Origin of the sequence: Agrobacterium vitis (assembly GCF_037039395.1) — a bacterium.
In the GTDB taxonomy this organism is placed as follows: domain Bacteria; phylum Pseudomonadota; class Alphaproteobacteria; order Rhizobiales; family Rhizobiaceae; genus Allorhizobium; species Allorhizobium vitis_E.
The window spans coordinates 154,931-174,533 of record NZ_CP146244.1 but is presented as its reverse complement, the minus strand read 5'-3'; the positions used below and the strand labels follow the sequence as shown (position 1 = coordinate 174,533).

Here is a 19,603-nt window from a genome sequence, read left to right as displayed (position 1 = left end):
CTTACTTCGACTGCCAAGCGTACCAACGCTCGCCAATCTCGTCACGGTGCTTGGCCCAATAGGCCATGTCGGCATTGACCTGCGACGCGGTCTGCTGGTCTGGCAAGGTCTTGGCGATGGCGGGGTCCATCAGCGCCGGTGACTTGGTATTCACAGGCGCGTAGCCAGTCCCTGCCGCCATTTCGGCCTGGCCAGCGGGCGAGGTTGCGAAAGCGATGAACTTCATCGCCGCTTCCTTGTTCTTGGTGCCCTTCGGCACGACCAGCGCATCGGCTGCGGTGATGTTCTGCGCCCAGGAGGTTTCGACCGTGACGCCGGTTGCCGCCAGCGCCGTCAACCGGCCATTCCAGAAGGAGCCGAACGGGGCTTCAGCAGAGGCCAGCAATTGCTGCGACTGCGCACCGCCCGACCACCAGATAATGTCGGATTTGATGGTGTCGAGTTTCTTGAACGCGCGGTCGAGATCAAGGGGATAAAGCTTATCCGGCGCCACGCCATCCGCCAGCAGCGCGGCTTCGATCACGCCTGGCGCCGACCACTTGTAGAAAGTGCGCTTGCCGGGAAATTTCTTAGTGTCGAACAGCTCCGTCCAGCTTTTCGGGCAAGCGGCGACAGCGTCCTTGTTGCAGCCGACCACGAAGGAATAATAAAAGCTACCGACCGAATAATCCGTCACAAAACGCGGATCGAGCGTTGTCTTGTCGATGGTTTTGAAGTCGAGCTTTTCCAGCAGGCCCTTGTCGCCTGCCTGAATGGCATAATCGCCTTCGACATCCACGACGTCCCAACTCACGCCCTTGGCCTCGACCATGGCTTTGATCTTGCCGTAATCGGTCGGGCCGTCCTGAAGGACGTTGATGCCTTCTTTTGCCGTGAATTTATCCGCCCAGGCGGATTTCTGCACGTCCTGCGTGGTGCCGCCCCAACTGGTGAACACCAGATCGGCAGCCAAGGCCTGACCGGAGACGCCCAAGAGCAAAGCCAGCGATGCGAGAATGGTTGTGTTTTTCATGTTCCCTTGTCCTTGTTTGATTGTGCCTTACCCGGATGCCGGTTGCTTCTTTTGGGCCATCCATCCGGGGCATGTGCTTATCACCGCATCACGAACGGATCGGGAAACGGGTCGTCTGAGGTTTTCAGCCAGACCGTCTTGGTGCGGGTATAATCCAGCACCGCGGCCATGCCACCTTCCCGCCCATGGCCGGACAGGCCAAAGCCGCCAAACGGTGCAATCGGCGAAACGGCGCGGTAGGTATTGACCCAGACGACGCCAGCGCGAAGCCCGCGTATCATCCGATGCGCGCGTGCCAGGTTTTGGGTAAACACGCCTGACGCCAAGCCATAGGCCGTATCATTGGCCAGATGCAGCGCTTGCGCCTCACTCTCAAAAGACACCACAGACAGGACAGGTCCGAAAAACTCCTGCGCCATGGATGGCGAATTAACGTCATCGCAATCGAGAATGGTCGGCGGATAGAAATTACCCGGACCATCCGGGCGCTGCCCTCCCGTCACCAGTCGGGCGCCTGCCGCAAGTGAGGCATTGACCAGCGCATCGACATGATCCTGCTGGCGACGGGTGGCGAGTGGTCCGACCTCTGTTGCCATATCCAGCGGACTGCCGATGCGGATTGCTTCGGCCTTGGTCTTCAACCGGGCTAGAAACGCATCCTTTACCGAGCGCTCGACAATCAACCGTGATCCGGCAACACAGGACTGGCCAGTGGCGGCAAAAATGCCGGAGACCTGTGCATTGGCAGCACTTTCCAGATCCGCGTCGGCAAAGACGATGAACGGCGACTTGCCGCCCAATTCCAGCGAGGTCGAGGCCAGATTTTCTGCCGAATTGCGCACGACATGCCTCGCCGCCTCCGGCCCGCCGGTGAAGGCCACATGAGCAACCCTGGGATGGCGGGTGAGCGCTGCACCACAGGACGGGCCAAATCCGGTAATGATATTGATGACACCGGGCGGGAACCCGGCCTCATGCACCAGCCGGGCAAATTCCAGCATCGGGGCCGGACCATCTTCCGAGGCTTTCACCACCATTGTGCAGCCAGCGGCCAGCGCCGGGCCGATCTTGACCGCGGAGAGAAACAATTGGCTGTTCCACGGAATAACCATAGCCACCACGCCGACCGGCTCGCGGCGCAGCCAGACATCCATATCCGGCTTGTCAATCGGAAGGGTCGAGCCTTCGATCTTGTCGGCGAGCCCCGCATAATAGCGATAGTAATCGGCGACATAGGCAATTTGCGAGCTTGTCTCGCGGATGATCTTGCCGGTATCGCGGGTTTCCAGCTCTGCCAGCCTTGGCGCATTGGCGGCAATCAGGTCGGCCAGTCGGTAGATCAGCTTGCCACGCTGGGTGGCAGTCATTTTTGCCCATGGCCCGTCATAGAGCGCGGTATGGGCGGCCTCGACAGCGCGGTTCACATCCGATTCACGCGCTTCCGGCATATCCGCCCAGACCTCGCCAGTGGCCGGATCGAGGCTTTCAAACCGCGCCTCGCCGTCACTGAAGGTACCATCGATGTAAAGCTGAAAATGCTGCATCGCTTTACTCCGCAAAGGCTGGCATGACATCGGCAATGAATCGTTCCAGCGAGGCTTTCTTGCGCTCGAAGCTCATGCCGGTGTCGATCCAGAAGGAAAACTCATCATATCCCAGCGCCTCGTAGCGTTTCAGTCGGGCGATCACGTCATCCGCTGTACCAACTGCCATATTGGCCCGCATTACCTCGGGCGCCAGCATGGCGTTGGCGTCGATATCCTCCTGGCTCAACCGTTCGATCAGGCCCTGATGGATTGGACGCTCGTTTTTGAACCACGCGAAGAAGTAATTGTAATAGGTGCTCAATTCCCTGGCTGCCTGGGCAATATCGGCCTCGCTGGAGCCGACATAGCTATGCAGAAGCAGCATGATTTTCGGGCGCGGCAGATCGGGAGACTTCTCGCAGGCGGCATTGAATCGCTGCATCAGGGTTTCGATTTCGCCGTCGCCATTCCAAAGCGGCGTCACCTGCACGTTGCAGCCATTGGCCACGGCAAAATCATGGGAATTGGGATCACGCGCCGCCACCCAGAGCGGGATCGGTTCCTGCAACGGTTTTGGCGCCGAGGTGGTGGCCGGGAAGGACCAGAATTCGCCCTGATGGGCATAGTCGCCAGCCCAGACGCCTTTAATGGCTGGGATCAGTTCGCGCATCCGCTGACCAGCGGTCCAGGCATCCAGACCCGGCATCAACCGCTCATATTCAAAGGAATAGGCACCCCGGGCGATGCCGATATCCAGCCGGCCATCGGTGATCAGGTCGGTCATCGCCGCCTCACCCGCCAGCTTGATCGGGTGCCAGAAGGGCGCAATCACCGTTCCCGTTCCAAGGCGAACGTTTTTCACCCGGTTGGCCAAATCGGCAATGGTTACGAACGGGTTGGGCGCAATGGTGAAATCCATACCGTGGTGTTCGCCGGTCCAGATCGCATGCATACCGCCCTTATCAGCGATCTCGCACAGGTGCAGAAATTCCTCATAGAGGCTTTTATGGCTCTGGCTGGCATCGAGCCGTTCCATATGGACGAAGAGAGAGAACTTCATGGATCAAGCCTTCCTGGCGATGGAGTGAACCCGGCCTGCCGTCTCGTTGCCAACATAGACGCCGAAATTGCCCAGCGAGCTTTCCGCCGCGAACCGGTTGAGAATATCCGCCGTGGCCGAGCCGCCCGGACCGGCCAGCCGGTCAACCGGGATGAAACTGCCGCATTTCGGCGTGCCGGAACCGGCAAAGGCCCGGTAAACGATATGCTGGCATCCCTCGCCCTTGTCCTCATAGACGGAATAGAGAAACCCGATGGTGATCCCTAGCCCGGTCAACTGTTCGAGATGGGCTTTCAAATCCTGCAAAGGCTCACCGCTGACCGCATGACAACCCGGCAGGCTGCGGCCATCTTCTCCCACCAGAAGCACCTCGCCATCACGCTCGATAACAGCGCTCAGATGCAGCGGGCCATCGCTGGCGGCGCTGACAGCTTTTTCGGCAAGGGCTGGCGTGAAATAACCACCACGCACATAGCCAAGCCCGTTCAATTCGCTTTTGTCGAATGCCTGTACCCGCCCCAGCAGCACCACATGATCACCAGCCTCAATGACAGTCTCAAGGCTGCAATCGAACCAGGCAGACGTACCGGAAAATACCGGCGACCCATGGGGTCCAAGCTGCCAGTCCACAGTTGCAAACCGGTCTTCGACCGGCCGGGCGAAGGTGTTGGACACGTCCTTCTGCCCGTCCGACAATATATTGACGGCAAAGCCAACGGCCTTGGTCATCGTCTCAAAATTGCGCGAGGTTTTGGCCAGACAGACCATCAGCAAAGGCGGATCGAGCGAGACCGACGTGAAAGAATTGGCGGTAAAGCCGATGGGAGAACCGTCAGGTCCAAGCGTGGTGACAACGGTGACGCCGGTGGCGAAAGCGCCGAAAGCATCGCGCAGACTGCGGGGATCGATTATCGCTTCGCTCATCCGCGCGCCTCACTGTTGGTTTTATCGGCACTCATCGATGTGCCTCCGGTAACGCCAACCACGCGGCCATGATGTCATGCACCTCTTGCGGTGCCGTGAGATTGACCATGTGGCGATGGCCGGGAACGATCCTGGCAATACCCTGTTGCGCCTGCCCCGCCATGGCCTCAGCCATTTCAGCCGTTGAGTTCGGATCACCGGCACCCGTCAGGAACAGGGCGGGACAGGAAACCTGCGGCCAGCAGTCGGCGTAGGTTTCATCCCCATTGGCAAAGGCATGGTAAGCGGTGGCATAGGCATCGGCATTCATTTGCCGCAGGCATTGCTCGGTCAGAGCGCGAGCGGCAAGGCTTACGGCGTCGCTGTCGAACCAGCGCTTCAACGGCCCTTCAACATCAATGCCGTCGGCGGCAATCGACTCTGCCCGCGCAAGAACCGCCGCCTTGGCCGACACATCACGCCGGTAGACGCCATTCACCAGAGCCACCCGCCGGATTTTCTGCGGAAAGCTGGCGACGGCACCGCCTGCAATCAACGCGCCCATCGAATGACCGGCCAGATTGACCGGTCCAAGATTGATTTCCTCCAGAAACCGGCCAAGCCAAGCCACGAAATCCGGCAGTTCACTGCCTTTCGGCAAGGCGAGGCTCTGGCCATGGCCTGGCATATCGACCGCTATGACGCGGTGGCTGGCGGAAAGGCTTGCCATTTGCGGCCACCATGCTTCGAGCCGCATGCCAACGCCATGAACCAGCACCAGCGGCTCACCGCTACCTTGCTCCACATAAGCGGTTCCATCAGGGGTAATCTGGCGCTCGACCACCGGAAATGGCGATGGGGCCTTGCCACGCATTGCTGCCATCTCCATCTCGCCGCCCCCGCTTTATACGCCCGCCGGGTTGGCAACATCCTGGCCTAGATCTTTCAGATCCTGATAGCGGTCGCCAATCCGGTGATGGGGCCTTCCGCCGACAGATGCACCGAGCCCGACGACAATTTCGTCGGCCGCTGGCGCATCGGCAATGGCCGTCTGGATCGTCAGGTAATGGGAACGGCGGCCTTCATCATTCTTGTCCATCAACGGGATCATGATTGGGGCATTGGCCGGACCGCGCGTGTTGCAGAAGGCGAGATAGGATTTTGCCCCCACCGCCGTGCGGTAATGGTTGCCGAACCGCAACGTATGGATCAACGCCGAGGCGTGTTCAATCTCGCCATCTAGGCCGACAACGGCAACCTTGCCATAGGCTTCGACCGCCTCGCCGGAGCCAACGGCCTCTAGGATCATACCGGTCAGAAGCTCCCCGAGAACCGGGGCGCATTGATGGATTTCCGGCTTCAGATCCTCAACAAAGCCGCGTCCGGCCCAGGGATTTTTGACGACGGCAAAAGCTGCATAGAGTTTCAGCGGCTTGGGCGCAGCCTTGCCTCCTTCCACCAGGGTGGTTTCCACATGCAGAAGAGTTTTGCGGATTTGCAGGGCCATGGCTTACCTCTGATGTCACTGTTGGTATTATGGTATGCCAAGCTATTTCAGAGTCAAGCGACTTGTCGAACAGGAATTAATTTTTCTTTTAGGGAATATATTTATTCAGTCTCAACGGCGGATCGGGCCTGCTGCGCAAGCACAGCGACGGCAATGGAAGAGGCACGCTGCACGTGATCGATTGCCGCCTGCTCGGCGGCCGGTCCATCGCCATTACGGATCGCCTCGACAATCCGTTGCATCTGGGCTGGCCCCTCCGTCGACCGACCACCGGTCTTGATGGTCATCGAGCGCAGATGATTGATGCGCACGGTCATTTGCCGCACAACACCCCAGGCGATCTGCCTGTCGATCCGGGTAAACAGCGTCTCGTAAAATCGCGTCGTTTCCTTCAAGACATCAGCCATGTCCTGGCGGGCATAGGCGTCCTTGATGGCGTCCAGCGCCTCTGACAAGCCAACCACAATAGCCGGATCGTCCCGCTCCGCGCAAAGCCGTGCCGCCATGCCTTCCAAAGCCGCACGGATTTCATAGATCTGCCGGGCTTCATCGACATCCAGCAGTGCCACCATCGGCCCCTTGCTTTGGGGATTGCTGACCAGACCCTCAGACTCCAGATGCCGCAGCACTTCCCGCACAACGGTTCGGCTAACCCCGAGCTGTGCGCAAAGATCACGCTCGACCAGCCGGTCACCCGGCTTGAAATAGCCACTGATGATCGCATCACGGACTTTTTCAAGCGCCAGTTCCCTGAGCGTCTTGGTGGGGCGTTCCACCTTTATGGTCTCTGTCATTCCTTAAGCCTTCCCGGCCTTAAGCCTTCCCGGCAACCAGACTGCACATAAAGAACAGTCAATTCATCCGTATTATGGTCTACCAAAAGCCAAAATGACAAGCAGGAATGAAATCCTCACGATTTCGGCTTGGTATGGCGGGTTTTCAGCACATTACGAATGGAAAAGCTGGAATGGATGCGTGCCACGCCCGGCAGTTTGGCGAGGATTTCCTTATGGATTCGCTCAAAATCATGGGCGCTTTCGACTTCCAGTTTCAAGAGGTAATCGGATCCGCCGGTCATCAGGAAACATTCCTGGATTTCCGGATATTTCCGGATCGCCGCCTCAAAGCGGTTGAGATGGTCCTCTGTCTGCCGATCAAGAGTGATGTTGATGATCACGGCAATACCATCGTCTTTGTCAGACTTGCCGAGAATGGCGGTATAGCCGCTGATATAACCCTGCTTTTCAAGGAGTGCGACCCGCCGCAGGCAGGCCGAGGCGGAGAGCCCGACAGCCGCAGCCAGACTGGCATTGCTGATGCGCGCATTCAGCTGCAATTGGCGCATAATGGCCCGGTCGATGGCGTCGATACCGCTCACGCAACAATCCTCGTTTTCTTCGCAGAAAATTGCGCAAAAATTCGCAAAGCACAATAGCTGCCGATAAACCGCCCGGAAATTTCGCGAATGTTTCAATATCATCGAAAGAAAACGGGGTACAGTTATGGATATGTCTATCAGCCACGACCTGAATGCCGATGCGTTTTCCGCCCGACTCGTGATCGATCTCGATGCGCTTGCCGACAATTACCGTCAATTGGCCGCTGAGGCCGCCCCGGCGGAAACCTCCGCTGTCGTCAAGGCCGATGCCTATGGCCTTGGGGCCGCCCGCGTCGCACCTGCCCTCTACAGGGCTGGATGCCGGAAATTCTTCGTGGCGCATGTACAGGAAGCAGCCGGGCTAAGGCAACATTTGCCCGGGGATGCCGAACTGTTCATTCTCAACGGCCTACAGCCGGGCGCAGAACCATTTGCAGCGGCAAACGGCTTCATACCGGTGTTGAATTCGCTGCAACAGCTTGCCAATTGGTCGAATACGGCGAGCGAGTTTGGACGGACCCTCCCCGCGATCCTTCAATTCGATACCGGCATGTCACGGCTTGGCTTTTCACCGGAAGAAGCCAATGTGCTTGCAGGTAACCCAACCTTGTTATCCGGCCTCTCCATCCGCTTCATCATGAGCCATCTCGCCTCAGCAGATGACAGCGCCAGCAGCCAGAATGCCGCTCAATTTTCGGTCATGCGCGAGCGACTGACGCAATTTCCAGGCATTCCCTTGTGCTTTTCCAATTCAGGCGGCATCTTTATCGACAAGCAGTTTCACGGCGCATTGGTCCGCCCCGGCGTTGCCCTTTACGGCGCAGTCCCCAGCGATCTGGCAGGACGCCGCATGAAGCCAGTGGTGCGGGTCGATGCGAAAGTCATCCAGACACGAACTGTGCCAGCCGGGGCCTGCGTCGGCTACGGCGCGACCTATGTGGCCACCAAGGAAACCAGGCTGGCCACCCTGGCCATTGGCTATGCGGATGGCCTGCCACGTTGCTTGAGCGACCGGGGCGCCGCTTATTATGGCGACATCCGTTTGCCGATTGTCGGGCGAGTGTCGATGGACAGCATGACGGTCGATATTTCCGCCCTGCCACCTGGTGTATTAACACTCGGCAGTCTGGTCGAAATCATCGGGCCGCATCAGACCTTGGAAGATGTGGCGCAAGCGGCGGGTACGATTGCCTATGAAATCCTGACCAGCCTTGGTCATCGCTATCACCGCGACTATATTTCCGCATAAGAATACTGGGGAACAACATGAAAGTCACCATTCTGGGCGCGGGCGTGATCGGCGTCACCAGTGCCTATTATCTCGCCAAAGCCGGTCATGAAGTAACCGTCATCGACCGTCAGATGGGGCCGGCCCTGGAAACCAGCTTTGCCAATGCGGGCGAAGTCTCCTTCGGCTATTGCTCGCCCTGGGCGGCACCGGGCATTCCGCAGAAGGCGTTGAAATGGCTGTTCATGGCACATGCCCCGCTGATCCTGCGACCAAAAATCGATGCCGCCATGCTGGGTTGGATGCTGAAAATGCTCTCCAACTGTACTTCCGGGCGCTACGCGATCAACAAAAGCCGGATGCTGCGGCTGGCTGATTACAGCCGGATTGCGCTGGCGCAGCTGCGCTCCGAGACCAATATCGACTATGACCAGCGCATGCAGGGGACTTTGCAGCTGTTTCGCACCCAGGCGCAGCTGGATGCCTCGGCGAAAGACGTGAAAGCACTGGCGGCAGACGGTATTCCGTATGAAGTGCTGGACCGCGAAGCCTGTATCAAGGTCGAGCCAGCGCTTGCAGCAGCCCGCCACAAGATTGTTGGCGGTTTGTTGACACCGAAGGATGAGACGGGAGACTGTTTCAAATTCACCAACCAGCTCAGTGAGAAAGCCGCCTCGCTTGGCGTGGTGTTCGACTATGGCCGCACCATAGAGCGGCTAGTGGTATCGGGTGGCAAGGTCACCGGCGTCGTCACCGACAGGGGAACCGAAACCGCCGACGCCTATGTCGTGGCACTCGGCAGCTATTCGCCGCTGCTGCTGAAGCCGCTCGGCATCACGCTGCCGGTCTATCCGGTCAAGGGCTACTCGCTGACCATCCCGATTGTCGACCCATCGAAATCCCCCGAATCCACCGTGATGGACGAGACCTACAAGATCGCCATTACCCGGCTGGGCGACCGGATACGGGTGGGCGGCATGGCGGAAATTTCCGGCTACACCAATGATCTGGGTGTTGCGCGCCGCCGCACGCTCGAACATTCCGTCACTGATCTTTTTCCCGGCGGCGACATGGACCGGGCCGATTTCTGGTCCGGCCTTCGCCCGATGACGCCGGATGGCACGCCAGTGATCGGCGCAACCGGCATCAGCAATCTCTATATCAACAGCGGCCACGGCACACTGGGCTGGACGATGAGCTGCGGTTCCGGCCGGTTGCTCAGCGACATCGTCAGTGGCCGCCAGACCGAGATCGACAATGCTGATCTGGCGCTCAGCCGCTATGCTGCCGGTCGGGCTGGATAAACAAGGCTCTAGCTTCTTTTGTTTTCGTTTGTCTTTTCGGGAAAACCGGTTCCCACTTTCCCTGACAAACTCTATTTCAAGGGCCGGACATGTTCCGGTCTGAAGCCAAGGCCGATCAACCGCCCGGCAATATGCGCAAGCAGCGGCCAGCGGGCAATGGTCTTCAGGAACGCAGGCGGACCGGAGGGCTTGGCCGGTGCTTCGTTCGCCACCGTCTCATCCTCGGCCTTCGGCTTGCGGCGCATCATCAGTTGCAGTTTCTGCGTCGCCTTGGTTGGAAATAGGCGTCGCTTCTCGATGGCGGCAAGATGGGCCTCCAGCGGCTCGCCTGATAGCAAAGGTTTTGCCAGCCGATTAGCTGCGGCCACGGCATCCTGAATGGCCAGATTGACGCCGACACCGCCAATCGGCGACATGGCGTGGGCCGCATCGCCAATGCAGATCAGTCCCGGCTTCCACCAGCGTTTCAGGCGGTCGATGCGGATGCTGAGAAGATAGAGATCGTCAAAGGAGGTGATTTCCTCCATTCGCTCCGGCGGCAGGGGTGAAACCTCGGCAGCGGCCTGACGGAAGGCATCAATCCCCTTGGCTTTGACCGTATCGAAACTGCCCTTGCGGACGATATAGCCGCATTGCCAATAGTCGCCGCGATCAATCATCACGAAACCCTGCCTTGGGCCGCCATGACCCATCGTATAGGGCGGATCTTGCGGCTGATGCGACAGCTTGAACCACAGCACATCGCTTGGACTGCCAAAGCTTTCCACCTCCAGGCCCGCCTTGGCGCGGGTCACGGAATGGCGCCCATCGGCACCGACCACCAGCCGGGATCGCAGCGTCACCAGCCCTTGCGGGGTGGAAGCTGTCAAGCCGGTCACCCCATTCAGATCTTCCAGCAATGTCTCCACCCTGGCATTCATCAACAGCCGAAAATTGGCGTATTTCCCCGCTTCACGGGCGAGAAAGTCGAGAAAATCCCATTGCGGCATGAAGGCGATGAACCGGCATCGGGTCGGCAACCGGGAGAAATCAGCCATCGTTACATCGCGCCCGCCGATTTCCGCATGCAAAGTCGGCGCCTGCACATGCGGCAGTTTCAACAAATCTTCCAGCAGGCCAAGCTCATGCATCACTTCCAGTGTGGAGGGATGCAATGTGTCGCCGCGAAAATCGCGCAGGAAATCGCCGTGCTTTTCAACTACCGTGACATTAGCCCCGGCGCGGGCCAGCAAAAGGCCGAGCATCAATCCGGCAGGCCCGGCACCGACAATGGCGCAATCGCATTCGATCTTTTCCGCCATGGGGAAAACAGAGGCAAGGTCTTCCTGTTCATTCATGATCCATGCCTCTTATCATCGCTCATGCGCCTGGATAACCTCCAGGAAAGCGTCGCCATACCGTTCCAGCTTCGATTGTCCGACGCCGGAAATACCCAGCAACGCCTCCCGGCTATCCGGCCTTTCCATTGCAAAGGCAATCAACGTGGTATCCGGGAAAACCACATAAGGCGGCACGGAAAGGTCCTTGGCAATCGCCATTCGCGCCGCCCTTAGCGCCTCGAACAATTCCATATCGGCACCCTCCAGCGCAGATTTCGCCTTTGCGGCAGCGGGCGAAGCATTGCGCGCCGCCTTGCCCTTGGTCGGGCGGTCCTTGCGGAACCGCACTTCACGCTCCCGCTTGAAAACGGCGCGGGCGTCCGGCTCCAGTTTCAACGCGCCGAAAGCGTCATGATCGACCCGGAGCAGACCGGCGGCCAGCAATTGCCGGAATACCGATTGCCAGGTTTTCAACGGCAGATCCTTGCCCGCACCGAAAACCGGCATGTCAACATGGCCAAAACGGACCGTCTTGTCGTTCTCATTCCCCAACAGCACATCGATGACATGCCCGGTGCCGAAACGCTCCCCGGTCCGGTAAATCGCCGCCAGCGCCTTGATCGCCGCGTCAGTCCCATCCCAGGTTTCCACCGGCTTCAGGCAGGTGTCGCAATTGCCGCAGGAACCGGGATGTACTTCGCCGAAATGCGCAAGGATCGCCTGGCGGCGGCAGCCGGGGGTCTCGCAAATCGCCAGCAGCGCGTTCAACTTGGCACGCTCGACCCGCTTCACCTCCTCAGCCGAGGTGCCGCCATCGATCATCCGCCCGCGCTGGATGACATCCGCCATACCATAGGCCATCCATACATCCGATGGCAGCCCATCGCGCCCGGCCCGCCCGGTTTCCTGGTAATAGGCCTCGACAGAGCCTGGTAGATCGAGATGCGCCACATAGCGGACATTCGGTTTGTCGATGCCCATGCCGAAGGCGACGGTCGCGACCAGGCAAAGGTTTTCCTCTTTCAGGAAGGCATCCTGATTCGCATCGCGCAGCACCCGGTCCATACCGGCGTGATAGGCAAGCGACCTCACCCCTTGGGTATTGAGCCATTCCGCCGTTTCCTCCACCTTGGCGCGCGACAGGCAATAGACAATGCCGCTCTCGCCTTCATGACGGGCAAGAAACCGCAGGAGCTGCTGGCGGGGCTGATCGCGCTCGACGATTTCATAGGCAATATTGGGCCGGTCGAAGGAGGTGGTGAACACCTTGGCCGCTTGCAGGCCGAGCTTGTCGATAATATCATCGCGTGTGTGAGGATCAGCGGTCGCCGTCAGCGCCATGCGTGGCACGCCGGGATAGGCCTCGGCAAGCTTGCCCAGTTCCCGATATTCCGGGCGGAAATCATGGCCCCATTGAGAGACGCAATGGGCCTCGTCTATGGCAAACAAAGCAATCTTCGCAGAGCCGATCACATCCTTGAAGGCAGGCGTGACGATCCGCTCAGGCGTGACATACAGCAGATCGAGCGTGCCTTCGGCAATGGCGCGCCGCACCTCGACGAACTCTTCCCGCGACAGCGAGGAATTCAGCGCCGCCGCCCGCACCCCCACTTGCTTCAGCGCCTCGACCTGGTCACGCATCAGAGCAATCAGTGGCGACACCACCACGCCGACCCCATCGCGGCACAGGGCCGGGATCTGGAAGCACAGGGATTTACCGGCACCGGTCGGAAACAGCACGACCGCATCACCGCCGGACACCACCTGCTGAACCACCTCAGCCTGCTTGCCGCGAAAAGCCGGATAGCCATAGACCCGCTTCAGGATGGACAGCGGATGTCTTTCGCCATTATCGAATGTCGGTTCGTAGCGGGGCTGGCTTGACGGCATGGCATTGCTTTCGAGACATTATGGATGCCCAAAACAGGGCTGTTCAACCGGCTGCCGGATGGCAGTGAGAGCCAAGAGATAGAGTTATATCAGGCCCCGTGCAACCAGGATGACCTTAGGGAACATCGGATGAAAACAGCTAAGGTCAACAAACCCAAAACGCAACCAAAGCGAGATTCACCATCACAATACAATCATAATCACTGAATACGGCACCCGGAACGGTTTTGTGCGGTGCAGCAGACATCAGTCTTCGACACATGTGTCATGCAAACTCGCCTGAGGTATCGGGCCTCTGACTTTGATAGAATTCCCCATCAGCATCCATTTGGAAATGCTATCAGAAATGTTAAACGGGGCGACTAAAAATCGTGAAAACTGTCCTTGGCTTGGCGATGACATCAGAGACTGAAACACCACGCCGCCCTTCAGGACATTGGGTGCGACGCATTGCGCGCTGGCTGGAACTGCGTGCAATCGGGTTGACGCCTGAGCATCTCGACATCATCGATGGCCTGCGCTCCGCCTTTATCGTCGGCGTTCCCGTCCTCATCGTCGCGGCAGGGCAAAGCCAATTTGGCTGGTCGATTTTTGCGGCTTTCTGGACCTGCCTGGCCGATACCGGCGGCGAAAAACGGTTCCAGCGGCGGATGCTGGCGACCTTCGCGCTGCTTGGCAGCCTCACGGCTTTCCTCGCATCCTGGCTTGCGGGCTTCGGGTCCATAGCAGGGCTAGCCGCCGGCTCAATTCTCGTCGGCTTGACCGCATTGCTGCCGGTGCGCTGGCCTGTCGTGCCGCTTGTCGCCACACTCCTTGGCGTGGTTGGGGTTGTGGCGGCGGGTTATCCTCACACGGCGCCGCAAGCGGCTCTGCTCGCCTGTTCTTTTCTGGCTGGCAGCGTCTGGGCCGCGCTAGTGCTGACTGTCCTCTGGCCAACAAATGCCTGGCGCCCGGCCCGGCGCGCCATTTCCGCCGTTTACGCCCGCCTGGCCGATATGACGCTTGATCTCGACACCATATCTCAGCCCGGAGCCACGCAAGTCTGGACCTTCAAGAGCAGCCAGCATCGACGCGCCGTGCGCAATGCTATGGAGCGGGCACGGTCTCATCTTGCGCGGGCAGCACGCCCCTCGGAGCAGAGCGACAAGACCGCCCTCCATGTCGCGCTTCTGGCGGCAGACGATATTTTTCACGCGCTTCTGGCCCTTGACCATCTGCGTACCTCCGAGCGGCAGGCAGATATCGGCAAGCTTTGCGCCGAGGTCATCCAGCCGAGCCTGGTTGCGGCGGCCCAAAATCTCACCCTGCATACGGAGCCAATGGCCGAGCTGCAAAACCGGCTTTCAGTGCTGGAAAAAAGCGTTTCGGACCGCCATGACCCCGTCGCAGGCGCCGTGCGGAGCATTGCAACAGCGCTCCAATGGAAAGCCGCACCGGACATTGTGGAAGCGGCGGGACCAGAACAGGCCGCTTTGGACAAGATGGCACAGGCCCGGCAGCGACAGCATTTTTTGCGTGGCGCGGTTCGCAGCGCCGTAGGCGTGACCGTTGTCACCGTCGCCGCCCATCTGCTGGCCTTGAACTATCCCTATTGGGCAGCCATGGCGGTCGTCGTGGTCTTGCAGCCGGATCGGCGGATGAGCTGGAGCCGGGCGCTGGAGCGTATCGTCGGCTCGGTTGTGGGGAGCGCCTTGGCTCTGGCGTTACTGACCGGCATACCGGCATCAGGGCTGCTCACCGCCATCATCATTCCCCTCGCGGCGGCAACCATTGCCCTGCGCTCCGTCAGCTATACGCTGTTCGTCACCGTGCTGACGATGCTGTTTGTTCTCACCACGGACATGCTGCATCCCGGCGCTGGCATCGCATCGGCGCGAATGCTCGACAATATCATCGGCAGTCTCGCGGCAATCATTGTCACCTTCCTCGTCTGGCCAGATAAGGCGCCGTCCATGTCTGAACTCGCAGCCCAGGCGCTGAAGGCCAATCGCGCTTACCGCGATGCCGCCGAACGCGGCGACACGGCACAGATCGCCCTCACGCGTCGCGCTGCCGGAATTGCCAGCACGGAAGCCGAAATTGCCTTCCATGCACCGGATCGATACCTTGGTAAAACGCCCCCTGCCACCGATGTCGAGACACTGGCAAAGGCGCGGCAACTCGCTGGCGAAGCGGCGGTTCTGTGGCATAGCCGGTAGCCACGAGAGGCAGGAACCACTCCGACCTGATCCTGGAGACGCTCTCCTATGGACAGCATCTTTATGAAATCCTTATTTCCCGCCACCGCATTCCCTATCGAGATTTAATGGCATTCGGGTGGATTGTGCATGTCTGACCACAGACAGGAGCACAATGTGACTGACTTGATATTCATCGCCATCGGAATGGGGAGCTTCGTGGCTCTTGCGGTCTATGCCCGCGCCTTAAACAGTTTGTGAGGCGGCCATGTTCGAACACCTGCTCGGTCTTGGCGCCGCCCTGTTCATCTGCGTCTACCTGCTGATAACCCTGATCAGGCCCGAACGCTTCTGAAGCCACATGGGCTTCAGCCATCCTTGCCTCGTTTGTCTTTAGAGGCATCGGCAACCCTCCTTCCTGACAAGTACCAGACGTCCCGCATCGCATCGCTTCAATTTCGCGGCGACGATGATGGGGGACGCAATCCCTCTTTTCGGAGAACATCATGTCTTCCAACGGTTGGCTGCAAATCGGCTTGCTGCTCGCTCTCGTCTTTCTGACCATCAAACCGCTGGGGCTTTACATTGCCTGCGTGTTCGAGGGGCAGCGGACGTTTCTCTCTCCCATTCTAGGCCCACTTGAGCGGCTGCTCCTGCGCATATCCGGCGTTGATGCACGCCGCGAACAAGGCTGGCTAGCCTATACGCTCGCCATGCTGGCCTTCAATGCCGCAGGCTTTCTGGCGCTCTACGGTATTTTGCGGCTTCAGGCCTATCTACCTTACAATCCGCAGTGCTTTGCGGGAATGACACCAGATCTCGCCTTCAACACGGCGATCAGTTTTGTCACCAACACCAATTGGCAGGCCTATTCCGGTGAACAATCCGCCAGCCATTTCTCGCAGATGGCAGGCCTTGCCGTGCAGAACTTCCTGTCGGCGGCCACCGGCATTGCCATAGCGCTGGCCGTCACCCGGGCCTTTGCCCGTTCGGCCACCAATACACTCGGGAATTTCTGGGTCGATATGACCCGTTCGACGCTGTACCTGCTGCTGCCGATGTCGATTGTGCTGGCACTGGTTTTCGTCTGGATGGGCATTCCCCAAACCCTCGACGCTTCGGTAACCGCCACGACGCTTGACGGCGCACAACAGACCATCGCCCTTGGGCCGATTGCCAGCCAGGAAGCCATCAAACAGCTTGGCACCAATGGCGGCGGTTTCTTCAATGCCAATGCCGCCCATCCGTTTGAAAACCCCTCGGCGATCAGCGATTACCTCAATATTCTCGCAATGATGTCTATCACCATGGCGTTGATCTATGCCTTCGGCAAAATGGTCGGCGACCTGCGCCAGGGCTGGGCGCTGATCGCCAGTGTAGCGGTGCTGCTCATTGCCGGCATTGCCGCGGTCTATATCGCTGAAACCGCTGGCAACCCGATCCATCTGGCGCTTGGGCTCGATCCCTCGCTCGGCAATATGGAGGGCAAGGAAGTCCGCTTTGGCCAGGCGATGAGTGCCGCCTATACGGCGATCACCACAGGTATTTCCAACGGTGGCGTCAATGCCATGCATGGCTCGCTGACCCCGCTTGGCGGTCTCGTACCACTGTTCCTGATCCAGCTTGGTGAAATCCTGCCGGGCGGCGTCGGCTCCGGCCTTTACGGGCTTATCGTCTTCTGTGTGCTGACCGTCTTTGTCGCTGGCCTGATGGTCGGGCGCACACCGGAATTTCTGGGCAAGAAGATCGAGGCCCGGGAAATGAAATATGCCATGCTGGCTGTGCTGGTCCTGCCTTTCGCCATCCTGGGGTTCTCGGCTATTGCTGCCGTTCTGCCGAATGCGCTGGCATCGCTTGGCAATGCCGGACCGCATGGTCTCTCGGAAATCCTCTATGCTTATACGTCGGCGGCTGGCAATAACGGCTCGGCATTTGCAGGGCTCTCCGCCAATACGGCCTGGTATAATACCACGCTCGGTATTTCCATGGCACTTGGCCGCTTCGCCTATGCGGTTCCCGTCCTCGCCATTGCCGGTTCTCTTGCCGCAAAGACAAAAGGTACGGCATCGGCTGGCACATTCCCCACCCACACGCCGCTCTTTGTCGGCCTGCTGGTCGCCATCATCATCATCCTGGGCGGGCTGCAATACTTCCCGGCATTGGCACTTGGTCCCATTGCAGAACATGTCGGCATGCTCGCCGGAACCCTTTATTGATTGAAAGAGGCTGTCATCATGACACAGTCACAATCCACCACAGAGACCAGGCCTGCCCAACGGCTGTTTGAACCATCGATCCTCAAGGGCGCGTTCAAAGATGCCTTCGTGAAGCTCGATCCGCGGCAACTGATCCGCAATCCGGTGATGTTCGTCACCGAAATCGTCGCCATGGTCGTCACGATCCTGGCGGTCCGCGACCTGATTGCCGGCAATTCGGCGGTGTTCTCCGGCCAGATTGCCGCCTGGCTCTGGTTTACCGTGTTGTTCGCCACCTTCGCGGAAGCCGTTGCCGAAGGCCGGGGCAAGGCCCAGGCCGACAGCCTGCGCCGCACCAAAAGCGAGCTTTCCGCCCGCAAAGTCACGGGCAATGCCGCCAACAGCCGGGAAACAACCACGGTTGCCGCCACAACGCTGAAGATTGGCGATGTGGTTCTGGTTGCCGCTGGCGAACTCATTCCCGGTGATGGCGAAGTGATTGAAGGCGTCGCCTCAGTCAATGAAAGCGCCATTACCGGCGAATCCGCACCTGTGATCCGCGAGGCTGGTGGCGACCGCTCCGCCGTGACGGGCGGAACCCAGGTTCTGTCCGACGAGATCCGCATCAAGATCACCACAGCTCCCGGCTCTTCCTTCGTGGATCGGATGATCGCGTTGATCGAAGGGGCCGAACGCCAGAAGACGCCGAATGAAATTGCCCTGTCGATCCTGCTTTCCGGGCTGACACTGATCTTCGTGATCGCCGTCGTCACCCTCTGGGGTCTTGCCAGCTATTCCGGCGTAGTGCTGACGGTCACCGTCATGGCAGCGCTGCTGGTAACCCTGATCCCCACCACCATCGGCGGGCTGCTGTCGGCCATCGGCATTGCCGGCATGGATCGGCTGGTGCGCTTCAACGTCATCGCCACCTCCGGCCGCGCCGTGGAAGCGGCAGGCGATGTGGATACGCTGCTACTCGACAAGACCGGCACCATCACCTTCGGCAATCGCATGGCCAGCGATTTCATCGCCGTGCCTGGTGTCAGCGCGACCGAAATTGCCGAGGCTGCCCTTCTTGCAAGCCTTTCCGATGAAACACCTGAAGGTCGCTCCATCGTCGCCTTGGCCACCGGTGAATATGGCCAGTCCGCCCCCGATGCAGCACCGGATGCGGTAATCCCGTTCACCGCCGAAACCCGGCTTTCCGGCGTCGATATCAAAGGCAAACGTCTGCGCAAGGGCGCGGTGGATTCAGTCCTGGCCTTTACCGGTCTCGACGCGGCATCCGCACCCCGCGCCTTTACCGAGGCCGTGACCCGGATCGCCCAATCGGGCGGCACGCCGCTGGCCGTTGCCGATGGCAGCCGGTTGCTGGGTGTCATTCACCTGAAGGACGTGGTCAAGCCCGGTATCAAGGAACGCTTTGCAGCCCTGCGCGCCATGGGTATCCGCACAGTCATGGTCACGGGTGACAACCCGATTACCGCCGCAGCGATTGCCTCTGAAGCCGGTGTGGATGATTTTCTGGCTCAGGCGACGCCGGAAGACAAGCTTGCCTATATCCGCAAGGCCCAGCAGGGCAGCCGGTTGATCGCCATGTGTGGTGATGGAACCAATGACGCCCCGGCGCTGGCCCAGGCCGATGTCGGTGTCGCCATGCAAACCGGCACGCAAGCCGCCCGTGAAGCCGCCAATATGGTCGATCTGGATTCCAGCCCGACCAAGCTGATCGAGATTGTCGAAATCGGCAAACAGCTGTTGATGACGCGCGGCTCGCTGACGACGTTTTCGATTGCCAATGACGTCGCCAAATATTTCGCCATCATTCCGGCTTTGTTCGTCACCGCCTATCCGGGGCTTGCCGCGCTCAACATCATGCAGCTGGCCTCGCCGCAATCGGCCATCCTCTCGGCAGTGATCTTCAACGCGCTGATTATTGTCGCACTGATCCCGCTTGCCCTCAAAGGGGTTGCCTATCGCCCGGTCGGGGCCGCAGCACTGCTGCGCCGCAATCTCCTGGTCTACGGTGTGGGCGGCCTGATCCTTCCCTTCATCGGCATCAAGATTGTCGATCTTGCCATTACAACGCTGCATTGGGTGTAAT

General features: G+C 59.4%; 16 protein-coding genes. 6 read left to right on the top strand and 10 right to left on the bottom strand.

What is annotated here, in order from left to right:
• Window position 1 precedes the first annotated feature (1 nt).
• The 8 genes from V6582_RS22220 to V6582_RS22185 form a co-directional block, all read right to left on the bottom strand.
• The gene (locus tag V6582_RS22220) at window positions 2-1,012 is read right to left on the bottom strand and encodes an ABC transporter substrate-binding protein (RefSeq protein ID WP_156632181.1); all 1,011 of its coding nucleotides are present in this window, start codon (window positions 1,010-1,012) and stop codon (window positions 2-4) included.
• A gap of 80 nt (window positions 1,013-1,092) precedes the next feature.
• Complete coding sequence (locus tag V6582_RS22215) at window positions 1,093-2,556, bottom strand: aldehyde dehydrogenase (RefSeq protein WP_156632180.1); 1,464 nt, start codon at window positions 2,554-2,556, stop codon at window positions 1,093-1,095.
• 4 nt (window positions 2,557-2,560) lie between these two features.
• The gene (locus V6582_RS22210) at window positions 2,561-3,598 is read right to left on the bottom strand and encodes an LLM class flavin-dependent oxidoreductase (RefSeq protein WP_156632179.1); all 1,038 of its coding nucleotides are present in this window, start codon (window positions 3,596-3,598) and stop codon (window positions 2,561-2,563) included.
• A gap of 3 nt (window positions 3,599-3,601) precedes the next feature.
• Window positions 3,602-4,522 (bottom strand): flavin reductase, encoded by a 921-nt coding sequence (locus V6582_RS22205; RefSeq protein WP_156632178.1) that lies wholly within the window; start codon window positions 4,520-4,522, stop codon window positions 3,602-3,604.
• 31 nt (window positions 4,523-4,553) lie between these two features.
• Window positions 4,554-5,384 carry an alpha/beta fold hydrolase gene (locus tag V6582_RS22200; RefSeq protein WP_420360189.1) on the bottom strand — a complete coding sequence of 277 codons (831 nt, stop codon included), beginning with the start codon at window positions 5,382-5,384 and terminating at the stop codon, window positions 4,554-4,556.
• Between the two features lie 21 nt (window positions 5,385-5,405).
• The gene (locus V6582_RS22195; protein ID WP_060716131.1) at window positions 5,406-6,008 is read right to left on the bottom strand and encodes an amino acid synthesis family protein; all 603 of its coding nucleotides are present in this window, start codon (window positions 6,006-6,008) and stop codon (window positions 5,406-5,408) included.
• 101 nt (window positions 6,009-6,109) lie between these two features.
• Window positions 6,110-6,802, bottom strand: coding sequence for a GntR family transcriptional regulator (locus tag V6582_RS22190; RefSeq protein WP_156632176.1), 693 nt, complete (start codon window positions 6,800-6,802; stop codon window positions 6,110-6,112).
• A gap of 116 nt (window positions 6,803-6,918) precedes the next feature.
• Window positions 6,919-7,386, bottom strand: a complete 468-nt coding sequence (locus V6582_RS22185) for an Lrp/AsnC family transcriptional regulator (RefSeq protein WP_337739275.1) — start codon at window positions 7,384-7,386, stop codon at window positions 6,919-6,921.
• Window positions 7,387-7,510: 124 nt separating this feature from the next.
• On the opposite strand from V6582_RS22185, the gene alr reads away from it, so the two are divergent.
• Together alr and V6582_RS22175 are read left to right on the top strand one after the other, a co-directional pair.
• A complete protein-coding gene (alr, locus tag V6582_RS22180) occupies window positions 7,511-8,635 on the top strand; it encodes an alanine racemase (protein WP_156632175.1) in 1,125 nt (374 codons plus the stop codon).
• Between the two features lie 17 nt (window positions 8,636-8,652).
• Window positions 8,653-9,918 carry a D-amino acid dehydrogenase gene (locus V6582_RS22175; protein ID WP_156632174.1) on the top strand — a complete coding sequence of 422 codons (1,266 nt, stop codon included), beginning with the start codon at window positions 8,653-8,655 and terminating at the stop codon, window positions 9,916-9,918.
• A gap of 71 nt (window positions 9,919-9,989) precedes the next feature.
• On the opposite strand, the gene V6582_RS22170 is transcribed toward V6582_RS22175, so the two are convergent.
• Together V6582_RS22170 and recQ are read right to left on the bottom strand one after the other, a co-directional pair.
• Window positions 9,990-11,255: an FAD-dependent oxidoreductase gene (locus V6582_RS22170; RefSeq protein WP_156632173.1), complete on the bottom strand. Its 1,266-nt coding sequence runs from the start codon at window positions 11,253-11,255 to the stop codon at window positions 9,990-9,992.
• Between the two features lie 15 nt (window positions 11,256-11,270).
• Window positions 11,271-13,127, bottom strand: a complete 1,857-nt coding sequence (gene recQ / locus V6582_RS22165; protein WP_156632172.1) for a DNA helicase RecQ — start codon at window positions 13,125-13,127, stop codon at window positions 11,271-11,273.
• A gap of 440 nt (window positions 13,128-13,567) precedes the next feature.
• On the opposite strand from recQ, the gene V6582_RS22160 reads away from it, so the two are divergent.
• The 4 genes from V6582_RS22160 to kdpB all read left to right on the top strand — a co-directional run bounded on the left by V6582_RS22160 (window position 13,568) and on the right by kdpB (window position 19,602).
• The gene (locus V6582_RS22160) at window positions 13,568-15,325 is read left to right on the top strand and encodes an FUSC family protein (protein ID WP_156632171.1); all 1,758 of its coding nucleotides are present in this window, start codon (window positions 13,568-13,570) and stop codon (window positions 15,323-15,325) included.
• 247 nt (window positions 15,326-15,572) lie between these two features.
• Complete coding sequence (locus V6582_RS27600) at window positions 15,573-15,659, top strand: potassium-transporting ATPase subunit F (protein WP_156632259.1); 87 nt, start codon at window positions 15,573-15,575, stop codon at window positions 15,657-15,659.
• Window positions 15,660-15,810: 151 nt separating this feature from the next.
• A complete protein-coding gene (gene kdpA / locus V6582_RS22155) occupies window positions 15,811-17,520 on the top strand; it encodes a potassium-transporting ATPase subunit KdpA (RefSeq protein WP_156632170.1) in 1,710 nt (569 codons plus the stop codon).
• A gap of 18 nt (window positions 17,521-17,538) precedes the next feature.
• On the top strand, window positions 17,539-19,602 hold the full coding sequence (gene kdpB / locus V6582_RS22150; RefSeq protein ID WP_156632169.1) for a potassium-transporting ATPase subunit KdpB: 2,064 nt from the start codon (window positions 17,539-17,541) through the stop codon (window positions 19,600-19,602).
• Window position 19,603: the final 1 nt, after the last annotated feature.

Coding starts and splice junctions, on each gene's coding strand:
- V6582_RS22200 (WP_420360189.1), bottom strand. CDS start 5,384: ATGGCAGCAATGCGTGGCAAGGCCCCATCGCCATTTCCGGTGGTCGAG.
- V6582_RS22170 (WP_156632173.1), bottom strand. CDS start 11,255: ATGAATGAACAGGAAGACCTTGCCTCTGTTTTCCCCATGGCGGAAAAG.
- V6582_RS22210 (WP_156632179.1), bottom strand. CDS start 3,598: ATGAAGTTCTCTCTCTTCGTCCATATGGAACGGCTCGATGCCAGCCAG.
- V6582_RS22215 (WP_156632180.1), bottom strand. CDS start 2,556: ATGCAGCATTTTCAGCTTTACATCGATGGTACCTTCAGTGACGGCGAG.
- V6582_RS22220 (WP_156632181.1), bottom strand. CDS start 1,012: ATGAAAAACACAACCATTCTCGCATCGCTGGCTTTGCTCTTGGGCGTC.
- V6582_RS22175 (WP_156632174.1), top strand. CDS start 8,653: ATGAAAGTCACCATTCTGGGCGCGGGCGTGATCGGCGTCACCAGTGCC.
- recQ (WP_156632172.1), bottom strand. CDS start 13,127: ATGCCGTCAAGCCAGCCCCGCTACGAACCGACATTCGATAATGGCGAA.
- V6582_RS27600 (WP_156632259.1), top strand. CDS start 15,573: ATGTTCGAACACCTGCTCGGTCTTGGCGCCGCCCTGTTCATCTGCGTC.
- V6582_RS22205 (WP_156632178.1), bottom strand. CDS start 4,522: ATGAGCGAAGCGATAATCGATCCCCGCAGTCTGCGCGATGCTTTCGGC.
- V6582_RS22195 (WP_060716131.1), bottom strand. CDS start 6,008: ATGGCCCTGCAAATCCGCAAAACTCTTCTGCATGTGGAAACCACCCTG.
- V6582_RS22190 (WP_156632176.1), bottom strand. CDS start 6,802: ATGACAGAGACCATAAAGGTGGAACGCCCCACCAAGACGCTCAGGGAA.
- kdpB (WP_156632169.1), top strand. CDS start 17,539: ATGACACAGTCACAATCCACCACAGAGACCAGGCCTGCCCAACGGCTG.
- kdpA (WP_156632170.1), top strand. CDS start 15,811: ATGTCTTCCAACGGTTGGCTGCAAATCGGCTTGCTGCTCGCTCTCGTC.
- alr (WP_156632175.1), top strand. CDS start 7,511: ATGGATATGTCTATCAGCCACGACCTGAATGCCGATGCGTTTTCCGCC.